Genomic DNA, 17,167 nt, shown 5'->3' with positions numbered 1-17,167 from the left:
AATGTTGCATATTCATAAAATATCGCTACTTTTGTGTCGGAAATATATATGGAATCTATGCAAGGTGAAGTAATTTATCCTCCATTAGCCAATAATCACATATCGGTCGACTGCGTTGTGATAGGATTTGACGGAACACAATTGAATGTGCTCCTCGTTAACCGTCACGGCGAAGAAGACGGGCTCGCCTATCACGACATGAAACTTCCCGGAAGCCTCATCTATCAGGATGAGGATCTTGACGGGGCCGCTTTGAGAGTGCTGAATGAACTTACAGGCGTCAAAAACATCAAGCTGATGCAATTCCGTGCCTATGGATCAAAGAATAGAACGAGCGATCCCAAGGATGTGCATTGGCTCGAGCGTGCGCAGCAGGCCCGTGTAGAGCGTATAGTTACCATCTCCTATCTCGCGCTTGTGAAAATCGACCGTGCAATCGACAAGTCACTTGATGCTCACAAGGCCGGTTGGGTGCCGTTGAACGATGTCAAGCGTCTGGCATTTGACCACAACCTCATTCTCACCGAGGCGATGCACTATATCAGGGATGCGGCCGAGGTGAATCCCGTGATGCTCTTTGACCTGTTGCCCCGAAAATTCACCGCATCGCAATTGCGCACCATGTTTGAGCTTATCTACGGCCATGCGATCGATGTGCGCAACTTCCACAAGAAAATAGCAATGATGGACTATGTCGTTCCTCTTGAGGAGAGGCAGCAGGGCGTGGCTCATCGTGCGGCTCGTTACTACAAATTTGACCGAAAGATATATAATAAGAACAGACGATAACCAATTATATAAGCTATGTACTTATTAGGATATGATATAGGCAGCTCGTCGGTAAAAGCGAGCATCGTTAATGCCGAAACAGGCAAGTGTGTATCATCGGCTTTCTTCCCCAAGTCGGAGGCCGAGATTATTGCAGTTAAGCAAGGTTGGGCCGAGCAGCGCCCCGAGCAGTGGTGGGAACACCTGAAGCAGTCGACAGCCGCAGTGCTTGCCGAGTCAAAGGTTAATCCGGCCGACATAAAGGCAATCGGAATCTCCTATCAGATGCACGGTCTTGTGTGCATCGACCGTGACCACAACGTGCTTCGTCCCGCTATTATATGGTGTGACTCACGCGGAGTTCCCTATGGCGAGAAGGCATTTGACGAGCTCGGCCATGAAAAGTGCCTGAGCCACCTCCTAAACTCTCCCGGCAACTTCACCGCCACCAAGCTTAAATGGGTGAAGGACAACGAGCCCGAGGTGTTTGAGCGCATCGACAAAATCATGCTCCCCGGCGATTATATAGCAATGAAGCTCACCGACCGTGTGTGCACCACCTTGTCGGGACTTTCCGAAGGTATGTTCTGGGACTTCAAGAACGGCCGGGTTGCCGACTTCCTCATGGAATATCTCGGATTCGGCAGCTCGATAATTCCCGAAATCGTGCCTACATTCTCGGTACAGGGTCAGGTTACAGCCCATGCAGCCGCCGAACTCGGTCTTGCCGAGGGTACTCCGGTGTGCTACCGTGCAGGCGACCAGCCCAACAACGCTTTGTCGCTTAACGTGTTCAACCCCGGTGAAATCGCATCTACCGCAGGTACCTCGGGTGTTGTTTACGGTGTAAACGGCGAGATAAATTACGATCCCAAGTCGCGTGTCAACACATTTGCTCATGTCAACCACACCAATGAGCAGACACGCCTCGGCATATTGCTGTGCATCAACGGCACAGGCATCCTTAACTCTTGGGTTAAGCGCACCGTGGCTCCCGAAGGCATCAGCTATCCGGCCATGAACGACCTTGCCGCACAGGCTTCCATAGGAAGCGAAGGCGTGAGCATACTCCCCTTCGGCAACGGTGCCGAGCGTGTGCTTCAGAACCGCGAAATCGGCAGCTCGATCCACGGCGTAAACTTCCTGAAGCACGGCAAGCAGCACATCGTGCGAGCAGCTCAGGAGGGTATCGTGTTCTCATTCCAGTACGGAATCGAGATAATGGAGCAGATGGGAATGGATGTGAAGAAGATTCACGCCGGACACGCCAACATGTTCCTCAGCCCGCTCTTCCGCGAAACGCTTGCCGGTGTTAGCGGTGCCACCATCGAGCTGTTTGATACCGACGGTTCGGTAGGCGCAGCCAAGGGCGCAGGCATAGGTGCCGGAATCTACAAGGACAACAACGAGGCTTTTGCAACACTCGACCGCATCGAGGTTATCGAGCCCAAGGAAGCCGACCGTCAGGCCTATCGCGACGCCTACGGATTGTGGAAGCAGCGCCTTGAAACAATATTGAACAAATAAACACTGTTACATAAAAAATAAAAGAAACTTTTTAAACAAATTCTATTATGGCAACAAAAGAGTATTTTCCCGAGATCGGTAAAATTAAGTTTGAAGGTAAGGACAGCAAGAATCCTCTCGCCTATCGTTACTACGATGCTGAGAAGGTAGTGCTCGGTAAGAAAATGAAGGATTGGTTGAAGTTTGCTATGGCTTGGTGGCACACACTTTGCGCTGAAGGCGGCGACCAGTTCGGTGGCGGCACCAAGAAGTTCCCCTGGAACGAAGGCGATGCCATGACAGTTGCAAAGCAGAAGGCTGATGCTGGTTTTGAAATCATGCAGAAGCTCGGAATCGAATATTTCTGTTTCCATGATACCGACCTTATCGGTGACCTTGGCGAAGACATCGCTGACTACGAAGCCCGCATGGTTGAAATCACCAACTACCTGAAGGAAAAGATGGCTCAGACCGGCATCAAGAACCTTTGGGGTACTGCCAACGTATTCGGTAACGGCCGTTACATGAACGGTGCTGCTACCAACCCCGACTTTGACGTAGTAGCTCGCGCTGCCGTTCAGATCAAGAACGCTATCGACGCAACTATCGCCCTCGGTGGTACAAACTATGTATTCTGGGGTGGCCGCGAAGGTTACATGAGCCTTCTCAACACCGACCAGAAGCGTGAAAAAGAGCATCTCGCAACTATGCTCCGCATCGCTCGCGACTACGCTCGTTCAAAGGGCTTCACCGGAACATTCCTCATCGAGCCCAAGCCCATGGAACCCTCAAAGCATCAGTATGATGTTGACACTGAAACTGTAGTAGGCTTCCTTAAGGCTCACGGTCTTGACAAGGACTTCAAGGTGAACATCGAGGTTAACCACGCTACTCTCGCAGGTCACACATTTGAGCACGAACTTGCAGTAGCTGTTGACAACGGCATGCTCGGTTCAATCGACGCTAACCGCGGTGACTATCAGAACGGCTGGGATACCGACCAGTTCCCCATCGACAACTTTGAGCTTACTCAGGCCATGATGCAGATCATCCGCAACGGCGGCCTCGGCAACGGCGGTACCAACTTCGACGCTAAGACTCGTCGTAACTCTACCGACCTTGAGGACATCTTCATCGCTCACATCGCAGGTATGGATGCTATGGCTCGTGCTCTTGAAAGCGCAGCTGCTGTTCTTGAGGAATCTCCCTACAAGGAAATGATCAAGGAGCGTTACGCTTCATTTGACGGCGGCAAGGGTAAGGAATTTGAGGATGGAAAGCTCTCTCTTGAGGATGTTGTAGCTTATGCCAAGACTCAGGGCGAACCCAAGCAGACCAGCGGCAAGCAGGAGCTCTATGAAGCTATCGTAGCCATGTATGCCTAAATGACGCCTTCTTCATCAGCATTTAATTCAGATATATTCTGAAGCTTGAATAAGGGAGAGTCTGACCGGCGGCGTGCAACGACCCGGTCGGACTCTCTTCTTTTTAACCGATGTCAAGATTGATGATGCCGATGAACCCCGACCAATCATTATATTTAGTTAACCTTGATGAACATGCCTGCCGAGCCGTGACGAGGAGTTGATCACAGCCCGTCGGCCGCTTGACAGGAGTGTGATTTTGACAATCAGCCGGAAGTGCCGAGCCATAGATTGGTGATAATTTCAGATTTATGAATATGAAAAGAGTTTTTTTGTTTATTGCGGGCCTATTGCTCACCGTTTCGCTGTCAGCCGCTTCAAAGTGGACGGGTACATGGGCTACTGCTCCTGAATATACGGGCAAGGGCGATATGCCCAAGACGATGACGCTTACCGGAAATGCGCTCCGACAGGTGATTCACGTGTCGGTGGGCGGTGACGAGCTTCGTCTTAAACTGTCGAATGAATTCAGCGACGAGCCGGTTGAGATTCGCTCGGTCTATATAGCCGATGCAGCCGAAGGCGAGAAAATTAATCCCCGCACGGTGCGTTACCTTAAATTTGACGGAAAGGAGAGCGTGACAATAGAGCCTCACGGTTCGGTCTACAGCGATGCCGTCAAGTATGACCTCAAGCCGCTACAGCTGTTGTCGATAACCATCAACTACGGCGACAAGACTCCCGAGCACGCCACTTCACATCGCGGTTCACGCACCACATCCTACATCATGGAAGGCCCCTCCAAGCCTAAGAAGGAGTTTGTTCCCGCCGAAAAGCTTGAACACTGGTACAATATATGCGCCCTTGAGGTGATGGCCGACGGCAAGGAGTGCATCGCGGTACTCGGTAACTCGATAACCGACGGACGCGGCACGACAACCGACAAGCAGAACCGCTGGACCGATGTGTGTGCCGAGGCTTTGAACGGCGAAGTGGCCGTATTGAATCTCGGAATAGGCGCCAACTGTGTGCTTCGCGGCGGAATCAGCGAGCCGGCAGTGAAGCGTTTCGACCGTGACATAATGGGACAGAACGGATTGACCGGAATCGTGATCTATGAAGGCATCAACGACATAGGCGGAAGCCGTCACGCCGAGAAGACAGCCGCCGAGCTGATCGAGGCCTACACTTCGTTTATCGAAAAGGCGCGTTCAAAGGGTCTTAAAGTGTATGGCGGCACAATTTCACAGATTGGCAACACCGACTATTGGTCATACTTCCATGAGGCTACGCGCCAGGCTGTGAATGAGTGGATACGCACATGCGGAAAGTTTGACGGCGTGATCGATTTCGATGCCGTGCTTGCCGACCCCGCCAATCCTTTGAGATTGAATCCCGATTATAATTTTGACGGACTTCATCCTAACGCCGCAGGCTATAAGGCGATGGGTAATGCCGCCGCCGAAGTGCTATTTCCGGAAAAAGTAGATAAAACCAAACTTTAATAAAAAACTTAACTTTATTGATTATGAATTACCAAGAAAAAGGCAGTAAAACATATCTGTTTTCCATAGTCCTTGTCGCCGTGCTCGGTGGCCTGCTCTTCGGTTACGACACCGCTGTGATATCGGGTGCCGAGAAGGGTCTTCAGGCTTTCTTCCTCGGAGCCAAGGATTTTGTCTATACCGATGTGATTCACGGTATAACATCGTCAAGTGCGCTGCTCGGATGTATTTTGGGTAGTGCTTTGTCGGGTTTCTTTGCCACTCGATTCGGCCGCAAGAAGTCGTTGATCATCGCCGGATTCTTCTTCTTTGTTTCGGCTCTCGGCTCCTACTATCCCGAATTCCTCTTATTCGAGCACGGTAAGCCCGATTTCAACCTCCTTATCGCATTCAACATCTACCGCATCATCGGCGGTGTGGGTGTGGGTCTTGCTTCGGCCATCTGCCCCATGTATATTGCCGAGGTGGCTCCGTCAAACATTCGCGGTACGCTCGTGTCGTGGAACCAGTTTGCAATCATCTTCGGTCAGCTTGTGGTTTACTTCGTCAACTTCTTGATTCTTGGCGAGCACACCAACCCCATCATCGAGAAGACTGCCGAAAACATCTACTACGTGCTTCCCACATCCGACGCATGGACCATCATGACAGGATGGCGTTACATGTTCGGTAGCGAGGCATTTGTTGCCGCAGTGTTTACCGTGCTTGTTTTCTTGGTTCCCGAGTCACCGCGTTATCTTGCGCTTGTCGGCCGTGACAGCCGTGCCCTTGAGGTGCTTGCACGCATCAACGGCATCACCAAGGCCCGCGAGATTCTTGCCGACATCAAGTCGACTGTCGAAGTCAAGAGCGAACGCCTCTTCTCATTTGGCGTGATGGTGATATTTGTCGGCGTTATGTTGTCGGTTTTCCAGCAGGCAGTGGGTATAAACGCCGTGCTCTACTATGCACCGCGCATATTCGACTCAATGCACATGGGCGATCCCATGGTTCAGACCGTCATCATGGGTATCGTCAACATCTCGTTCACCCTTGTGGCTGTGTTCACTGTTGAGAAACTCGGCCGTAAGCCGTTGTTGATCTGGGGTTCTATAGGCATGGCTATCGGTGCATTCGGTGTGGCTGTATCCAACCTTGTCACCGTTCCTCCCATTGTTCCCGTTGTCAGCATCATGGTTTATTCGGCTTCGTTCATGTTCTCATGGGGCCCGATATGCTGGGTACTTATCGCTGAGATATTCCCCAACACCATTCGTGGTGCGGCTGTGGCAGTTGCCGTTGCATTCCAGTGGATATTCAACTTCATCGTGTCGAGTACGTTTGTGCCCATGTACAATATGCGTCTTGGCGAGATGGGCGATAAGTTCGGTCACATGTTTGCCTACGCTCTCTACGGCGTTATCTGCGTCGTTGCCGCCATATTCGTTTACAAGCTTGTTCCTGAAACCAAGGGCAAGACTCTTGAGGATATGACCAACCTTTGGCGCAAGAAATCGGCTAAGTAAGGAGATTCCCTTGTAACCAAAATAGTTGCGGTCGTCGCGTGATTGTCACGAGGCGACCGCTTTTTTGCTTCGCGACATTATGGGGTGAAATCGGGGCTTCCCGCTCGCTATCTTTGCCGAAAAAGGAGGAGTAATTATGAATATCAAAGCGGTTTTATTGGCGGGCTTGATTTTGTGCGGATGCACGCGCATGGTCTATTTGCCTTCGGAGTCGGTGAAGAGCGATATGCTTTTGAGGGGAAGCGTGTCGGTTGACACTATATATGCACGCGACAGCATCATTGTTGACAGGAGCGGCGACACTGTGCGTGAACGTAGCTACAGGCTCATATATAAAACAAGAGCGGTGCATGACACCACTCTTGTTGCTCGGGCCGACAGTGTTGTGTCGACTGTTGTTGTCGACGGCAAGGCCGGAGCGTCACGTAAAATCGGGTGGATTGCCGTGTTTGTAGCTACGGTTGCAGCCGTCGTGTTGACCTTGAGGTTTATTTCGTATAGAAGTCGATGAGCAGGTTTAACGCGCGTTGGCAAGCGGGGCAGAATGCCGGCCAGGTGTTGTTGCGCATGCGGCATTGGTCGGCCGGACGGTAGACGCCCTTGAACACATAACCTCCGCCTTCATACACTCCCACGGGGTATTTGTCGGCATCCTTGGGGTCGGTGGGTACGGGCGTGCCTTTGGGTACTATCGACTGCCATTTTGACGGGAAATCGACGAGGGTGGTGATATTGGGCTCCCACGGCTCTATGTCGAGCGGATAGGATTCGTCCATGATGTCGTCCTCGTAGAAGTATTCGTCGGCAAGTCCGCCGAAGCTGTGGCCGAATTCATGCACCACCACGGGCTTGAAGTCGCGGTGACGGGCAGTGGTGAGGGTGTAGGAGTTGTATATGCCACCGCCGCCGTATTCGGGCGTGTTGGCGAGTATTATTATGTGTTCGTAGGGTATTCCTGCGAGAGCGTCGTGTACATCCTGGAGATTGCCGGTGGTGAGGTAGCGGTCGGAGTAGAATGTGCTGAAATGCGAGGAGAAAGCTGTCTTTTTCCAGTTGCCGAGTCGCGGTACGCTTACGCCGCTGTCGATTGAAGGCGAAGCCACAGCCACGAAGTTGAAGTCGTCGGCACGCGACTTGAAGGGCTCGTGTTTAAGTATCGACTCCACGGCCACGGCTGCGTGATGGTAGAAGCTGTCCATCTCGGCGGTGGTGTAGCCCTCGGCCAGGATGGCCACATCGATTGCCTTTTCAGGGTGCGAGCTGCGGTGAATGTAGCGGTGGGGTGTTACGTTGGAGGTGCCTTTCACCGCAATCAGTTCATCGTCGGGGCGATAACGGTGAGTCATCGAGGCGATTGTGTCGTGGCGGTTGTCGAGCAGCGCTATGTCGATTAACGCGGGAGCCTTGGGCAGGGGCACAAGATAGGTGTTCTGAAAGGCTTTGGGGGTTGTCGAGGCCTCCTCGGTCGACAGCCATTCATTGAACAGCGATGAGAATGAGTGGCGGTAGATGGTGTCGCCGGTCGCTTCGTCGCGCACTGTTATCTGTCCGTTTCCGGCAAGCGGAAGCTCTTTCAGGCGGTGTCGGCGGCCGCTCCATTCGGGCAGCACGGCCTGCTTGTCGAGCATGACATGGCATCCCTTTGTGTCGGCTCCGAATATGTAGTCGAGGCGCAGGGTCTTGTTGTTGAAGAATGTGTCGAAGTCCTGAGCTGTCAATGTGCAGCACGACATTGCGACAATTGCTGATAGCAAGAGTTTTGTTATTTTCATAATCGGTGATTTATATTTGTGCTGTGGGATTGAGCCGGTTTTCACGTGACAGCGTCCTGAATTGCCATGCGACCATCATTATGGTTACTACCGTGGCAAAGAGGTCGGAGGTGGGGAATGATGCCCACACGCCGTTGAGCCCGTACATGCGGGGCAGTGTCAGCAGCAGCGGTATCAGGAAAATCACCTGGCGTATAAGGCTCAGGAATATCGATTTTCCGGCTTTGCCTATTGACTGGAACAGGGTTGTCGAAACAATCTGGAAGCCTACGACCCAGAATGCGAGCAGCGATATGTGCAGCGAGTTGGATGTGGCGGAGATCAGTGCGCTGTCGGTCGTGAAGGCCATTGCTATGATGTCGGGGAAGAGGATTCCCACTGCTGCTCCTGTCGAGGTGACCACGGTGCCGGCGAGTGTCGAGAGCCAGAATGCGCGTTTGAGTCGGTGGCGCAGTCCGGCTCCGTAGTTGTAGCCGAGGATGGGCTGTACGCCCTGACATATTCCCACCACTACCATGCACAGGAGCGAAGTGTAGGTCGTGAAGATGCCCACCGCCCCTATGGCTATGTCGCCGCCGTAGGCGTAGAGGGTGCGGTTGATGATTATGTTTATGGCCGAGCTCGTGAAGTTGACAATGCTCGGTGCCGCACCGATGGCGACGATCGACCATATTATGTGCCAGCGCAGGCGGTATATGCCTCGGGTGAAACGCACCGTCGATGTGGGCTTGAAGAAGTGATAGAGCACAAACACCATGCCTATGGTCATCGATATGTCGGTGGCTATCGCTGCTCCTTTTATGCCCATTTTCAGGACGAATATGAAGATGGGTGCCAGGATTACATTGCATCCGGCGCCGATAAACATTGTTATCATGGCCTGTTGCGGATAGCCCGAAGCTCGCATGACATTGTTGAGGCTGTACATGACATTCATGACCAGCATGCCGGGAAAGAGGTAGACGATGAAATCGCGGGCGTAGGGGAGCGTGTTGGCCGACGCGCCGAATGCCATGAGAATGTCGTCGATGAATATAGCGAAGAATGTCAGGTAGATAACGGCGTTTATGAGTATCAGCACAAGCGAGTTGCCGAGCACAAGCTGGGCACCCCGGTAGTCCTTCTGTCCGAGCATTATCGACACTCTTGCGGCGGCACCGGCTCCGATGAGCACTCCGATGGCGGTGCACACATTGGTCACGGGAAATGTTATGGCGAGTCCCGCAATGGCATCGGCACCCACGCCGCGGCCTATGAATATGCGGTCGACGACATTGTAAAGCGACATGACCACCATGCCCACTACCGCAGGCAGACTGTATTCCCATAGCAGACGCCCGATGGGTCGGGTGGCGAGTGCCTTTAGATTGCCTGATGTTTTTTCCATTGCCGTTGTTGTGTGATTGGGTTTGTCGTTATCGCGATGTGTCGTTGCGCATCGCCGTTATGTCGTCGTAGAGGTTGCGGCATCCGTCCTCAAGCAGGTCGAGCACGAGTTCAAAGCCCTCGGCCCCCTCGTAGTAGGGGTCGGGCACGTGATCGTAGCGGGTTGCCATTCTCACAAATTTCATCATGGGAACTATCTTGGCTTCGTCGTCGAGGGTGGGAGCCATGGAGCGCAGATTGCGTTCATTGGCCGAGTCCATCGGTATTATCAGGTCGAAGTCGCTGAAGTCGCTCGGTGTGAACCTGCGTGCGCGGTGGGTGAGGTCGTAGCCTCGGCGGGTGGCGTGTACGCGCATTCGACGGTCGGGCAGGTCGCCCGAATGTCCGCCGTAGGTTCCGGCCGAGTCAATCACCCAGTCGTTGTCGGCGTTGTGCGAGCTTACGATGGAGCGCAGGATGCCTTCGGCGGCCGGGGAGCGGCATATATTGCCGAGGCACACCATAAGCACCCTCACCGGGCCCTCTTCTTTTGCAGGTATATGGGGTAGTTTCATTTTCTTTCTGAGTCTTTTTTAGCTGAGGATATTTCGTCGACTATTATGCGGGCTGTGCGTTGCGCTGCATCGGAGTTGCCGAGAATTTCCCTCATTCGCCGGTAGCCTTCGAGCTGATTGTCGTGACCCGGTCGGCCGGGAAGTATGTTGCCCAGCTCACGACTCACGAGTTTTGGAGTACACAGGTGTACGAGCATTTCGGGCACTATCGGTGCGTCGGCTATCAGGTTGGGAAGTGACACGAATGGCACTTTCAGTATCTTCTCCATGATTTTGTAGGAGAGCTTTACTCCGTTGGCGCGGTAGCACACCACTTGCGGGGTATTCAGCAGCGCACACTCCAGTGTGGCGGTACCCGAGGTGACGAGAGCGGCTTCGGCGAAGTGCATCAGGTCGAATGTCGCGTTGTTCACGATGGGGGTTCCCGGGTCGATGTAGTAGCCGTAGTACGACAGATCGATGCCCGGTGCGCTTGCCACTACGGGCATGTAGTCGGGATACATGTCGGCGGCCGCCTGCATCACCGAGAGGTTGTTCTTGATTTCGCTTCGGCGGCTTCCCGGCACGAGCGCTATTATGGGACGGTCGGGCAGGTTGTGGCGTTTAAGGAACTCCTCGCGTGACGGAAGGTTGGCCTTGCGGTGAGCTACCTCCTCGACCGACGGATTGCCCACGTAGGTGACATCGTAGTCGTGGCGCGACTTGTAGAAGCCGACTTCAAAGGGGAATATGGCAAACACGCGGTCGACATAACGCTTTATGTCACGGACGCGATGCTCTTTCCATGCCCACACCTTGGGCGAGATGTAGTAGTACACCTTTACCCCCATGTCGTGGGCGTAGCGTGCAAGCTTAAGGTTGAAGCTGGGATAGTCTACCAGGATGAGTGCGTCGGGACGCTCGGCTTTCAGTCGCTCCTTGGCACGGCGCAGGTTGGAAAGCACTTGCGGCAGATGTCGCAGGACTTCGCTGAATCCCATGTAGGCCATTTCGCGATAGTGGATGAACGGTGTGTTTCCCGCCTCGCGGGCCATGAGGTCGCCTCCGAGAAAGATGAAATCGGCCTTGGGGTCGATTCGCTTTATTGCGGCAATCAACTCGGCCGCATGTATGTCGCCGGAGGCCTCACCGGCTGAAAGAAAGTACTTCATCGCTGTGGTCGTGCTAAATTGTTATCCCTGCAAAGGTAATACAAATCCATGAAAACTGAAAGCACGTAACGTTCAAGATTTCGTTACTCAAGCAGCAGCGACACGGGCGTGACGACCACTTTGTAGGGGCGTGCATGAGGCGAGCGGGGCTTGCTGCGCGTGGTGTGGTGATAGAATGCTTTCTGGCGGTCCCATGCCCTTGTGTGAAGCTGTCGCGTGGCTCCGGGCGGTATCTCGCACTCCACAGTCACGCTGCGGCTATGCAGTTGCGAGCCGTTCATGTCGATGTAGTCGATGTCGATGGTTATCCTGACTATGGTGCGGCTGTGTCGGTTGGTGACGAAGAATGTTTCGTAGTTGGAGCGCAGCGGCTTGTCGTAGTCGGCTATCGTTATGCTGTCGGGCGACACGGTTGTGCTGTCGGCGACTACCGTGACTTCCTGTTCCGACTTGACGAGTTTCTTGCGAGTGGTGCGGGTGTCGGGCGCGGCAACCGATGTGACGGCAAGCACTAAAAGCGATGTGACGATGACGCGAAGCATGGCCGGTTATAGATAACGTGGTTCTACGGGTCCTGAAACCGGAGCGGGAAAGAGGCGAAGACATCCGTCAAGATCCTGCGGATTGTCGTTGCGCACACGCACTCCGAGCCTCGATACATAGGGCAACAGCCGCCATATATTGACATATACGCTTGAGCGGTGTCGGCGAAAACTCAGATGCCCGTCGTCGTTGAGGGTGAGTGTGAAGCGCTTTGGTCTTATCAGTGTCGACCCTCCGTCGCCGGCTGTATATATCTTTGCAGTGTACACACCTCGCTTGGCCGACGGTGACAGATAGCCCATTACGGTGCCGGGAATCATCGACCGCTGAGGCGAGCGCAGGATTACGATGCGGTAGCGGGCGGCTCCGTCATCGCGTGTGTTGTCGGGGTTGAAGCGTTCGATTACTACTGTGGCTCCGTCGGCGGGAAATTGCCATATCCCTTCGATGATGTGCAGCGGAAGCGATGTCAGCCGTCGCTTGATGCTGTCGATGTCGGCGTAGCCCGAAAGAGTCTGCGACACCTGCGGCAGGGTGTCGATGTGGTCGGCTGCGGCAAGCGATAACGATGCTGCGAGCAGCGACAAGGCGAGGAGGAGGCGAGGAGGTTGCATGGTGTATGTGATAAGGAGGGGGGAGAAGAGAAGTGTGGTGCAATGAGGCCCGAAGCCTCATTGCTGTCAGGCGGTCTTGAACTGATACTGGAAGCCGAAGCTGAGTATCTCCTTCAACTGCCACTTGTGCCATGACGAGCCTTCGACACGCGGAGTGCTTGAGTCGTAACGCATGTGCACGTATATCTGGGTCGACAGGTAGCGGTTGATCGAGAAGTTGATCGTGTTCTCCCAGTCGCTCTGAACATAGTCATAGTCGGTAAACAGGAAAAAGCGCGAGTTGTAGGTTATGTTCCAAAGGATGTTCCATGTCATCTTCACCTCGGCGTTGCTACCGACCTCGCTTACGGTGTGGCGGCCTTCGCGTATGCCAAACGATGTTTCCTTCATTCCCGGATGGGTGCATATCTTCATGTTGTAGGAGAGCGGCGATATGGAGGCATCGATTTTGAATGTCTTTTTGGGGTTGGTGAAGTTGTAGGTCATACCGACACCGAAGTTGAGCTCACCGGGTGACATGAACGCTGCACGCAGATTGTCGGTGTTGGGTGCATAGTTCTTGAACAGCTGTGTCTTGAACGATGTATTCATTGAATAGAACCAGTGCTTGAACGCACGCACACCGAATGTGCCGTTGAACTGGAAGAGATCCTGGCTTATCATGTAGGAGCGCATACTGTCCTGCGGGGCACTCGACATTGCCAGCTTGTACTGCGTAGTGGCTTCGGCCATGAGGTTGGGGTGGAACTTCTGGTTGAGTTTCACGTTCCAGTAGAAGTTGGCTATCATGTTCACGTTGTTGTTGCCGCCCTGATACCAGTTGGGGCTCACGTAGGCCTGCGAGAATTGCAGGAGGCCGTTGAAAGTGTGGAGCCAGTTCTTGGGCTTTACATCCAGGGATGCGGCTGCCGCTTCAAGGTCATCCTTGCTGACAAGCACTTCCGATATTGTTATGGTCGATTTCGAGGGGTCGACAGTGGCTACATACTGTTTCGGCGGCTCGGGCAGGGTGTTGATGTTGTATCTTACTTGCGGCGCATAGTCGATCATGTAACGTTGCTTCAGCTGGCGGTAGCGGCGTATGCGGTTGCCCTCCTGCATCATGCGGTTCATTGCGGGATTGTCGGTTTCGATGTATCGCTCGGGATTCAGCGGAGATACGGTGTCGGTGTATTCAACATAGTCGAATACTACGGGCATGAACGCCGTAACGGGAAGAGTTGTGGGCGGAAGCAGTTTCAAGGGGATGTATTCGGGCACCGAGTCGGGCACGGTGTCGGCTATAAGGTCGAAAAACGGACCGAAATCATCATAACCTTCGCCCTCGTCCTCGTAGTAGTACTCGTCTTCGTCCTCTTCGACAGGAACTCCGAGCAGTTCGAGCAAGCTTGGGTCGGCAGGTTCGACCGTCTGGGCGTTGGCGTTGGATGAAAATAGGGCTATCGAGAGAAAAATGAAGATGATAGCGTTGAAACGATATGACATGAGAGCCTTCATTTTAGAGTCGGATTTAAAAGTGATGATTTTCGTAGTACAAAAATAAGCAAAAAGAGCGATATTATGAAATATCTGCATCCTTTTGCCATCGTTTTAGAGAAAAACGTGTTGATGATTGCTCTACTTAATGGCCATGTAGATGGTGCAGGTGCCGAAAGTGAGCGGGGTGAAGGTGCATTGGCTGAATCCTGCTTCGCGGAGCAGCTCAAGCATGGAGTTGCCCTGCGGCACTGCGGCTATGCTTTCGGGAAGATAGCTGTAGGCGCGCACGTCGTGTGAAACGAGTCGGCCTATTGTCGGGATTATGCGGCGTGTGTAGAAATTGTAGAGTGGCTTGACGATTGGCGATGTGGGTGTCGACAGTTCGATGACACACAGCACCGCTCCGGGCTGCAGCACTCGGTACATTTCGCGGTAGCCTGCGTCGAGATGCTCGAAGTTGCGCACTCCGTAGGCCACGGTGATGCAGTCGAATGTTTCGGTTCCAAACGGCAGTGCGAGGCAGTCGCCTGTCATGAAGTTGACCTTATGGGCTATTCCCGCATCAACGGCCTTGGCTTGCGCCCGGGCAATCATGTTGGGGCTCAGGTCGATTCCGGTGAGCTGATGCGGATTGAGTTTGCGATGCAGGAGCAGGGCGAGATCGCCTGTGCCGGTGGCTACATCGAGTATTAAGCGCGGCGAGTGCCTGCGCAGCATTTTCACTGCGCGGGCACGCCACAGCTTGTCAATTCCGAAGGCCATCATGCGGTTCATGAAATCGTAGGCCGGGGCGATGCTGTCAAACATCTCCTTGACCTGCTGAGTCTTGCTCCGCTCGTTGTCGTAAGGGTTGATCTTTTCGGCTTTGACTTCCATCGGTTATTCTTAGTAAGATATTTTTTACTTGCGGTTTTCAAGCCACTGAGTGACATTGCGCTCGATGCGTGCGGCAAGATCATGCTCGTCGCTCTTTACGAAACGCTCGCCGGTGATGTGCTCGTAAAGCTCGATGTAGCGTTCGCTTACCGATTCGCAATAGGCGTCGGTCATTTCGGGAACTGTCTGGCCTGCCTTGCCCATGAATCCGTGTTCGATGAGCCACTGACGCACAAACTCCTTGGAGAGCTGACGCTGGGGTTCGCCCTTTTCAAAGCGCTCCTCGTAGCCGTCGGCATAGAAGTAGCGTGATGAATCGGGAGTGTGGATTTCGTCAATCAGGTAGACCTTTCCGTCACGCTTGCCAAACTCATATTTAGTGTCGACGAGTATCAGTCCCTTCTCGGCTGCCATTTCGCTTCCGCGGCGGAACAGTGCGCGGGTGTAACGCTCCATCAGCTCATAGTCGTCCTTGTCGACGATGCCTTGTGCTATGATCTCCTCGCGTGAGATGTTTTCGTCGTGACCGGCTTCGGCCTTGGTGGTGGGGGTGATGATGGGTTCGGGGAAACGCTCGTTTTCACGCATTCCGTCGGGGAGTTTCACTCCGCACAATTCGCGGCATCCGGCCTGATATTCACGCCATGCGCTTCCGGTGAGGTAGCCGCGTATAATCATCTCGACGCGGAAACCTTCGCATTTGAGTCCTACGGTTACCATCGGGTCGGGAGTGGCGAGTTTCCAGTTGGGCACGATGTCGGCTGTGGCATCGAGGAATTTTGCGGCAATCTGGTTGAGAACCTGTCCCTTGTAGGGGATGCCTTTGGGCAGAATTACATCGAAAGCCGAGATGCGGTCGGTTGCGACCATTACCATGATGTCGTCGTTGATGTCATAGACATCGCGAACTTTGCCGTGATAGACACTTTTCTGTCCCGGGAAGTTGAAATCCGTGTTGATAAGTGTAGTAGCCATTGTAGTGATGATTGGTGTTATTGTTGTTGATAGTTATTGTTCAAAATATTTTTCGCGTTGCTCCTCGTCCTTCTTCTCGTCGTCCCATCGCTGATAGGCCTCGACTATGCGCTGCACGAGCTGATGACGCACGATGTCCTTTTTGCCAAACTCCACCATGCCTATGCCGGGCACGCCTTTCAGCACCTTGAGGGCCTGTACGAGTCCCGAGTTGACGCTGCGAGGCAGGTCGATCTGGGTGATGTCGCCGGTTATTATCATCTTTGCGTTCATGCCCAGTCGGGTGAGGAACATCTTTATCTGATGGGTGGTGGTGTTCTGCGCTTCGTCAAGCACGATTATGGCATCGTTGAGCGTGCGTCCGCGCATGAATGCCAGCGGAGCTATCTGGATTACGTTGGACTCCATGTACTCCTTCAGCTTCACTGCGGGAATCATGTCCTCAAGCGCATCATAGAGCGGCTGCAGATAGGGGTCGATCTTGTCCTTCATGTCGCCGGGAAGAAATCCGAGCTTTTCGCCTGCTTCCACTGCCGGACGCGAAAGGATTATCTTGCGCACTTCGCGATTTTTAAGCGCGCGCACTGCCAATGCTATAGCCACGTAGGTCTTGCCGGTTCCGGCAGGGCCGAGAGCGAATGTGAGGTCGTTTTTGACAAATGTTTCGACAAGCAGCTGCTGATTGGGGGTGCGTCCGCTGATCGGTTTGCCGTTTATTCCGTAGATGATTACATCGTCCTGCTTCAACTCTTTCGGAGCCTGACCGCGCACAATGTCGAGAATCACCTCTTCGGTGAGCTTGTTGTACTTGACGCAGTACTCTTCCAGCTCCTTGATTTTCTTTTCAAAGCGAGCGGCCTCTTCGGGGTCGCCGATGACTTTGATTATCTGTCCGCGAGCGGCCATGCGCAGCTTGGGGAAGAGATTGCGTATAAGCTGCATATTGCAATTGTTTATGCCATAGAAGCTTACCGGGTCGACATTGTCAATTATTATTATGCGTTCAATCATCCGCTAAATAAATAGTTTTAAGAGTTGCTACAAAGATACAACATAAAACCGAGAATAAAAGTTAATTACCATCCCAAAATTAGCACTCCACCCCTAATTGCCCCGCCCCTCCATCCCCTTGAATGTATTGAATTTTGATAATTACTTCGAGGCAGTGG

Annotated in this window: 16 protein-coding genes; 6 read left to right on the top strand and 10 right to left on the bottom strand. The window is 53.2% G+C overall.

Features of this window, described 5'->3' with window-relative positions:
• Positions 1 to 57: 57 nt before the first annotated feature.
• From E7746_RS11340 to E7746_RS11315, 6 genes are all read left to right on the top strand, one after another.
• The gene (locus E7746_RS11340; protein WP_370463460.1) at positions 58 to 789 is read left to right on the top strand and encodes an NUDIX hydrolase; all 732 of its coding nucleotides are present in this window, start codon (positions 58 to 60) and stop codon (positions 787 to 789) included.
• Positions 790 to 804: 15 nt separating this feature from the next.
• Positions 805 to 2,295, top strand: coding sequence for a xylulokinase (locus tag E7746_RS11335; protein WP_136410859.1), 1,491 nt, complete (start codon positions 805 to 807; stop codon positions 2,293 to 2,295).
• 47 nt (positions 2,296 to 2,342) lie between these two features.
• Positions 2,343 to 3,659 carry a xylose isomerase gene (gene xylA, locus E7746_RS11330; protein WP_123395543.1) on the top strand — a complete coding sequence of 439 codons (1,317 nt, stop codon included), beginning with the start codon at positions 2,343 to 2,345 and terminating at the stop codon, positions 3,657 to 3,659.
• 296 nt (positions 3,660 to 3,955) lie between these two features.
• Positions 3,956 to 5,143, top strand: coding sequence for an SGNH/GDSL hydrolase family protein (locus tag E7746_RS11325; RefSeq protein WP_123395800.1), 1,188 nt, complete (start codon positions 3,956 to 3,958; stop codon positions 5,141 to 5,143).
• Positions 5,144 to 5,166: 23 nt separating this feature from the next.
• Positions 5,167 to 6,648: a D-xylose transporter XylE gene (xylE, locus tag E7746_RS11320; protein ID WP_136410858.1), complete on the top strand. Its 1,482-nt coding sequence runs from the start codon at positions 5,167 to 5,169 to the stop codon at positions 6,646 to 6,648.
• A 136-nt stretch (positions 6,649 to 6,784) separates the two neighbouring features.
• A complete protein-coding gene (locus E7746_RS11315) occupies positions 6,785 to 7,159 on the top strand; it encodes a hypothetical protein (RefSeq protein WP_136410857.1) in 375 nt (124 codons plus the stop codon).
• Here the strand turns inward: E7746_RS11315 and E7746_RS11310 are convergent.
• The 10 genes from E7746_RS11310 to E7746_RS11265 form a co-directional block, all read right to left on the bottom strand.
• Positions 7,137 to 8,420 carry a M64 family metallopeptidase gene (locus E7746_RS11310; RefSeq protein ID WP_136410856.1) on the bottom strand — a complete coding sequence of 428 codons (1,284 nt, stop codon included), beginning with the start codon at positions 8,418 to 8,420 and terminating at the stop codon, positions 7,137 to 7,139. The two genes, E7746_RS11315 and E7746_RS11310, sit on opposite strands and share 23 nt — an antisense overlap.
• Positions 8,421 to 8,430: 10 nt before the next feature.
• Positions 8,431 to 9,807 (bottom strand): MATE family efflux transporter, encoded by a 1,377-nt coding sequence (locus tag E7746_RS11305; RefSeq protein WP_136410855.1) that lies wholly within the window; start codon positions 9,805 to 9,807, stop codon positions 8,431 to 8,433.
• A 28-nt stretch (positions 9,808 to 9,835) separates the two neighbouring features.
• Positions 9,836 to 10,360 (bottom strand): low molecular weight protein-tyrosine-phosphatase, encoded by a 525-nt coding sequence (locus tag E7746_RS11300; RefSeq protein ID WP_123395548.1) that lies wholly within the window; start codon positions 10,358 to 10,360, stop codon positions 9,836 to 9,838.
• The gene (lpxB, locus tag E7746_RS11295) at positions 10,357 to 11,511 is read right to left on the bottom strand and encodes a lipid-A-disaccharide synthase (protein WP_136410854.1); all 1,155 of its coding nucleotides are present in this window, start codon (positions 11,509 to 11,511) and stop codon (positions 10,357 to 10,359) included. The genes E7746_RS11300 and lpxB overlap by 4 nt, the downstream gene beginning before the upstream one ends.
• An 83-nt stretch (positions 11,512 to 11,594) precedes the next feature.
• Positions 11,595 to 12,053, bottom strand: a complete 459-nt coding sequence (locus tag E7746_RS11290; protein ID WP_123395550.1) for a hypothetical protein — start codon at positions 12,051 to 12,053, stop codon at positions 11,595 to 11,597.
• Between the two features lie 6 nt (positions 12,054 to 12,059).
• Positions 12,060 to 12,668, bottom strand: a complete 609-nt coding sequence (locus E7746_RS11285; protein ID WP_123395551.1) for a hypothetical protein — start codon at positions 12,666 to 12,668, stop codon at positions 12,060 to 12,062.
• 66 nt (positions 12,669 to 12,734) lie between these two features.
• The gene (locus E7746_RS11280) at positions 12,735 to 14,165 is read right to left on the bottom strand and encodes a DUF3078 domain-containing protein (RefSeq protein ID WP_168184374.1); all 1,431 of its coding nucleotides are present in this window, start codon (positions 14,163 to 14,165) and stop codon (positions 12,735 to 12,737) included.
• Between the two features lie 120 nt (positions 14,166 to 14,285).
• A complete protein-coding gene (gene ubiE / locus E7746_RS11275) occupies positions 14,286 to 15,023 on the bottom strand; it encodes a bifunctional demethylmenaquinone methyltransferase/2-methoxy-6-polyprenyl-1,4-benzoquinol methylase UbiE (RefSeq protein WP_136410852.1) in 738 nt (245 codons plus the stop codon).
• Between the two features lie 24 nt (positions 15,024 to 15,047).
• Complete coding sequence (locus tag E7746_RS11270; RefSeq protein ID WP_123395554.1) at positions 15,048 to 15,998, bottom strand: phosphoribosylaminoimidazolesuccinocarboxamide synthase; 951 nt, start codon at positions 15,996 to 15,998, stop codon at positions 15,048 to 15,050.
• Between the two features lie 33 nt (positions 15,999 to 16,031).
• Complete coding sequence (locus E7746_RS11265; RefSeq protein ID WP_123395555.1) at positions 16,032 to 17,009, bottom strand: PhoH family protein; 978 nt, start codon at positions 17,007 to 17,009, stop codon at positions 16,032 to 16,034.
• Between the last annotated feature and the right edge of the window lie 158 nt (positions 17,010 to 17,167).

The sequence above is a fragment of the Muribaculum gordoncarteri genome, assembly GCF_004803695.1.
Classification (GTDB): Bacteria; Bacteroidota; Bacteroidia; order Bacteroidales; family Muribaculaceae; genus Muribaculum; species Muribaculum gordoncarteri.
This window is presented reverse-complemented; position numbering and strand designations above follow the sequence as displayed.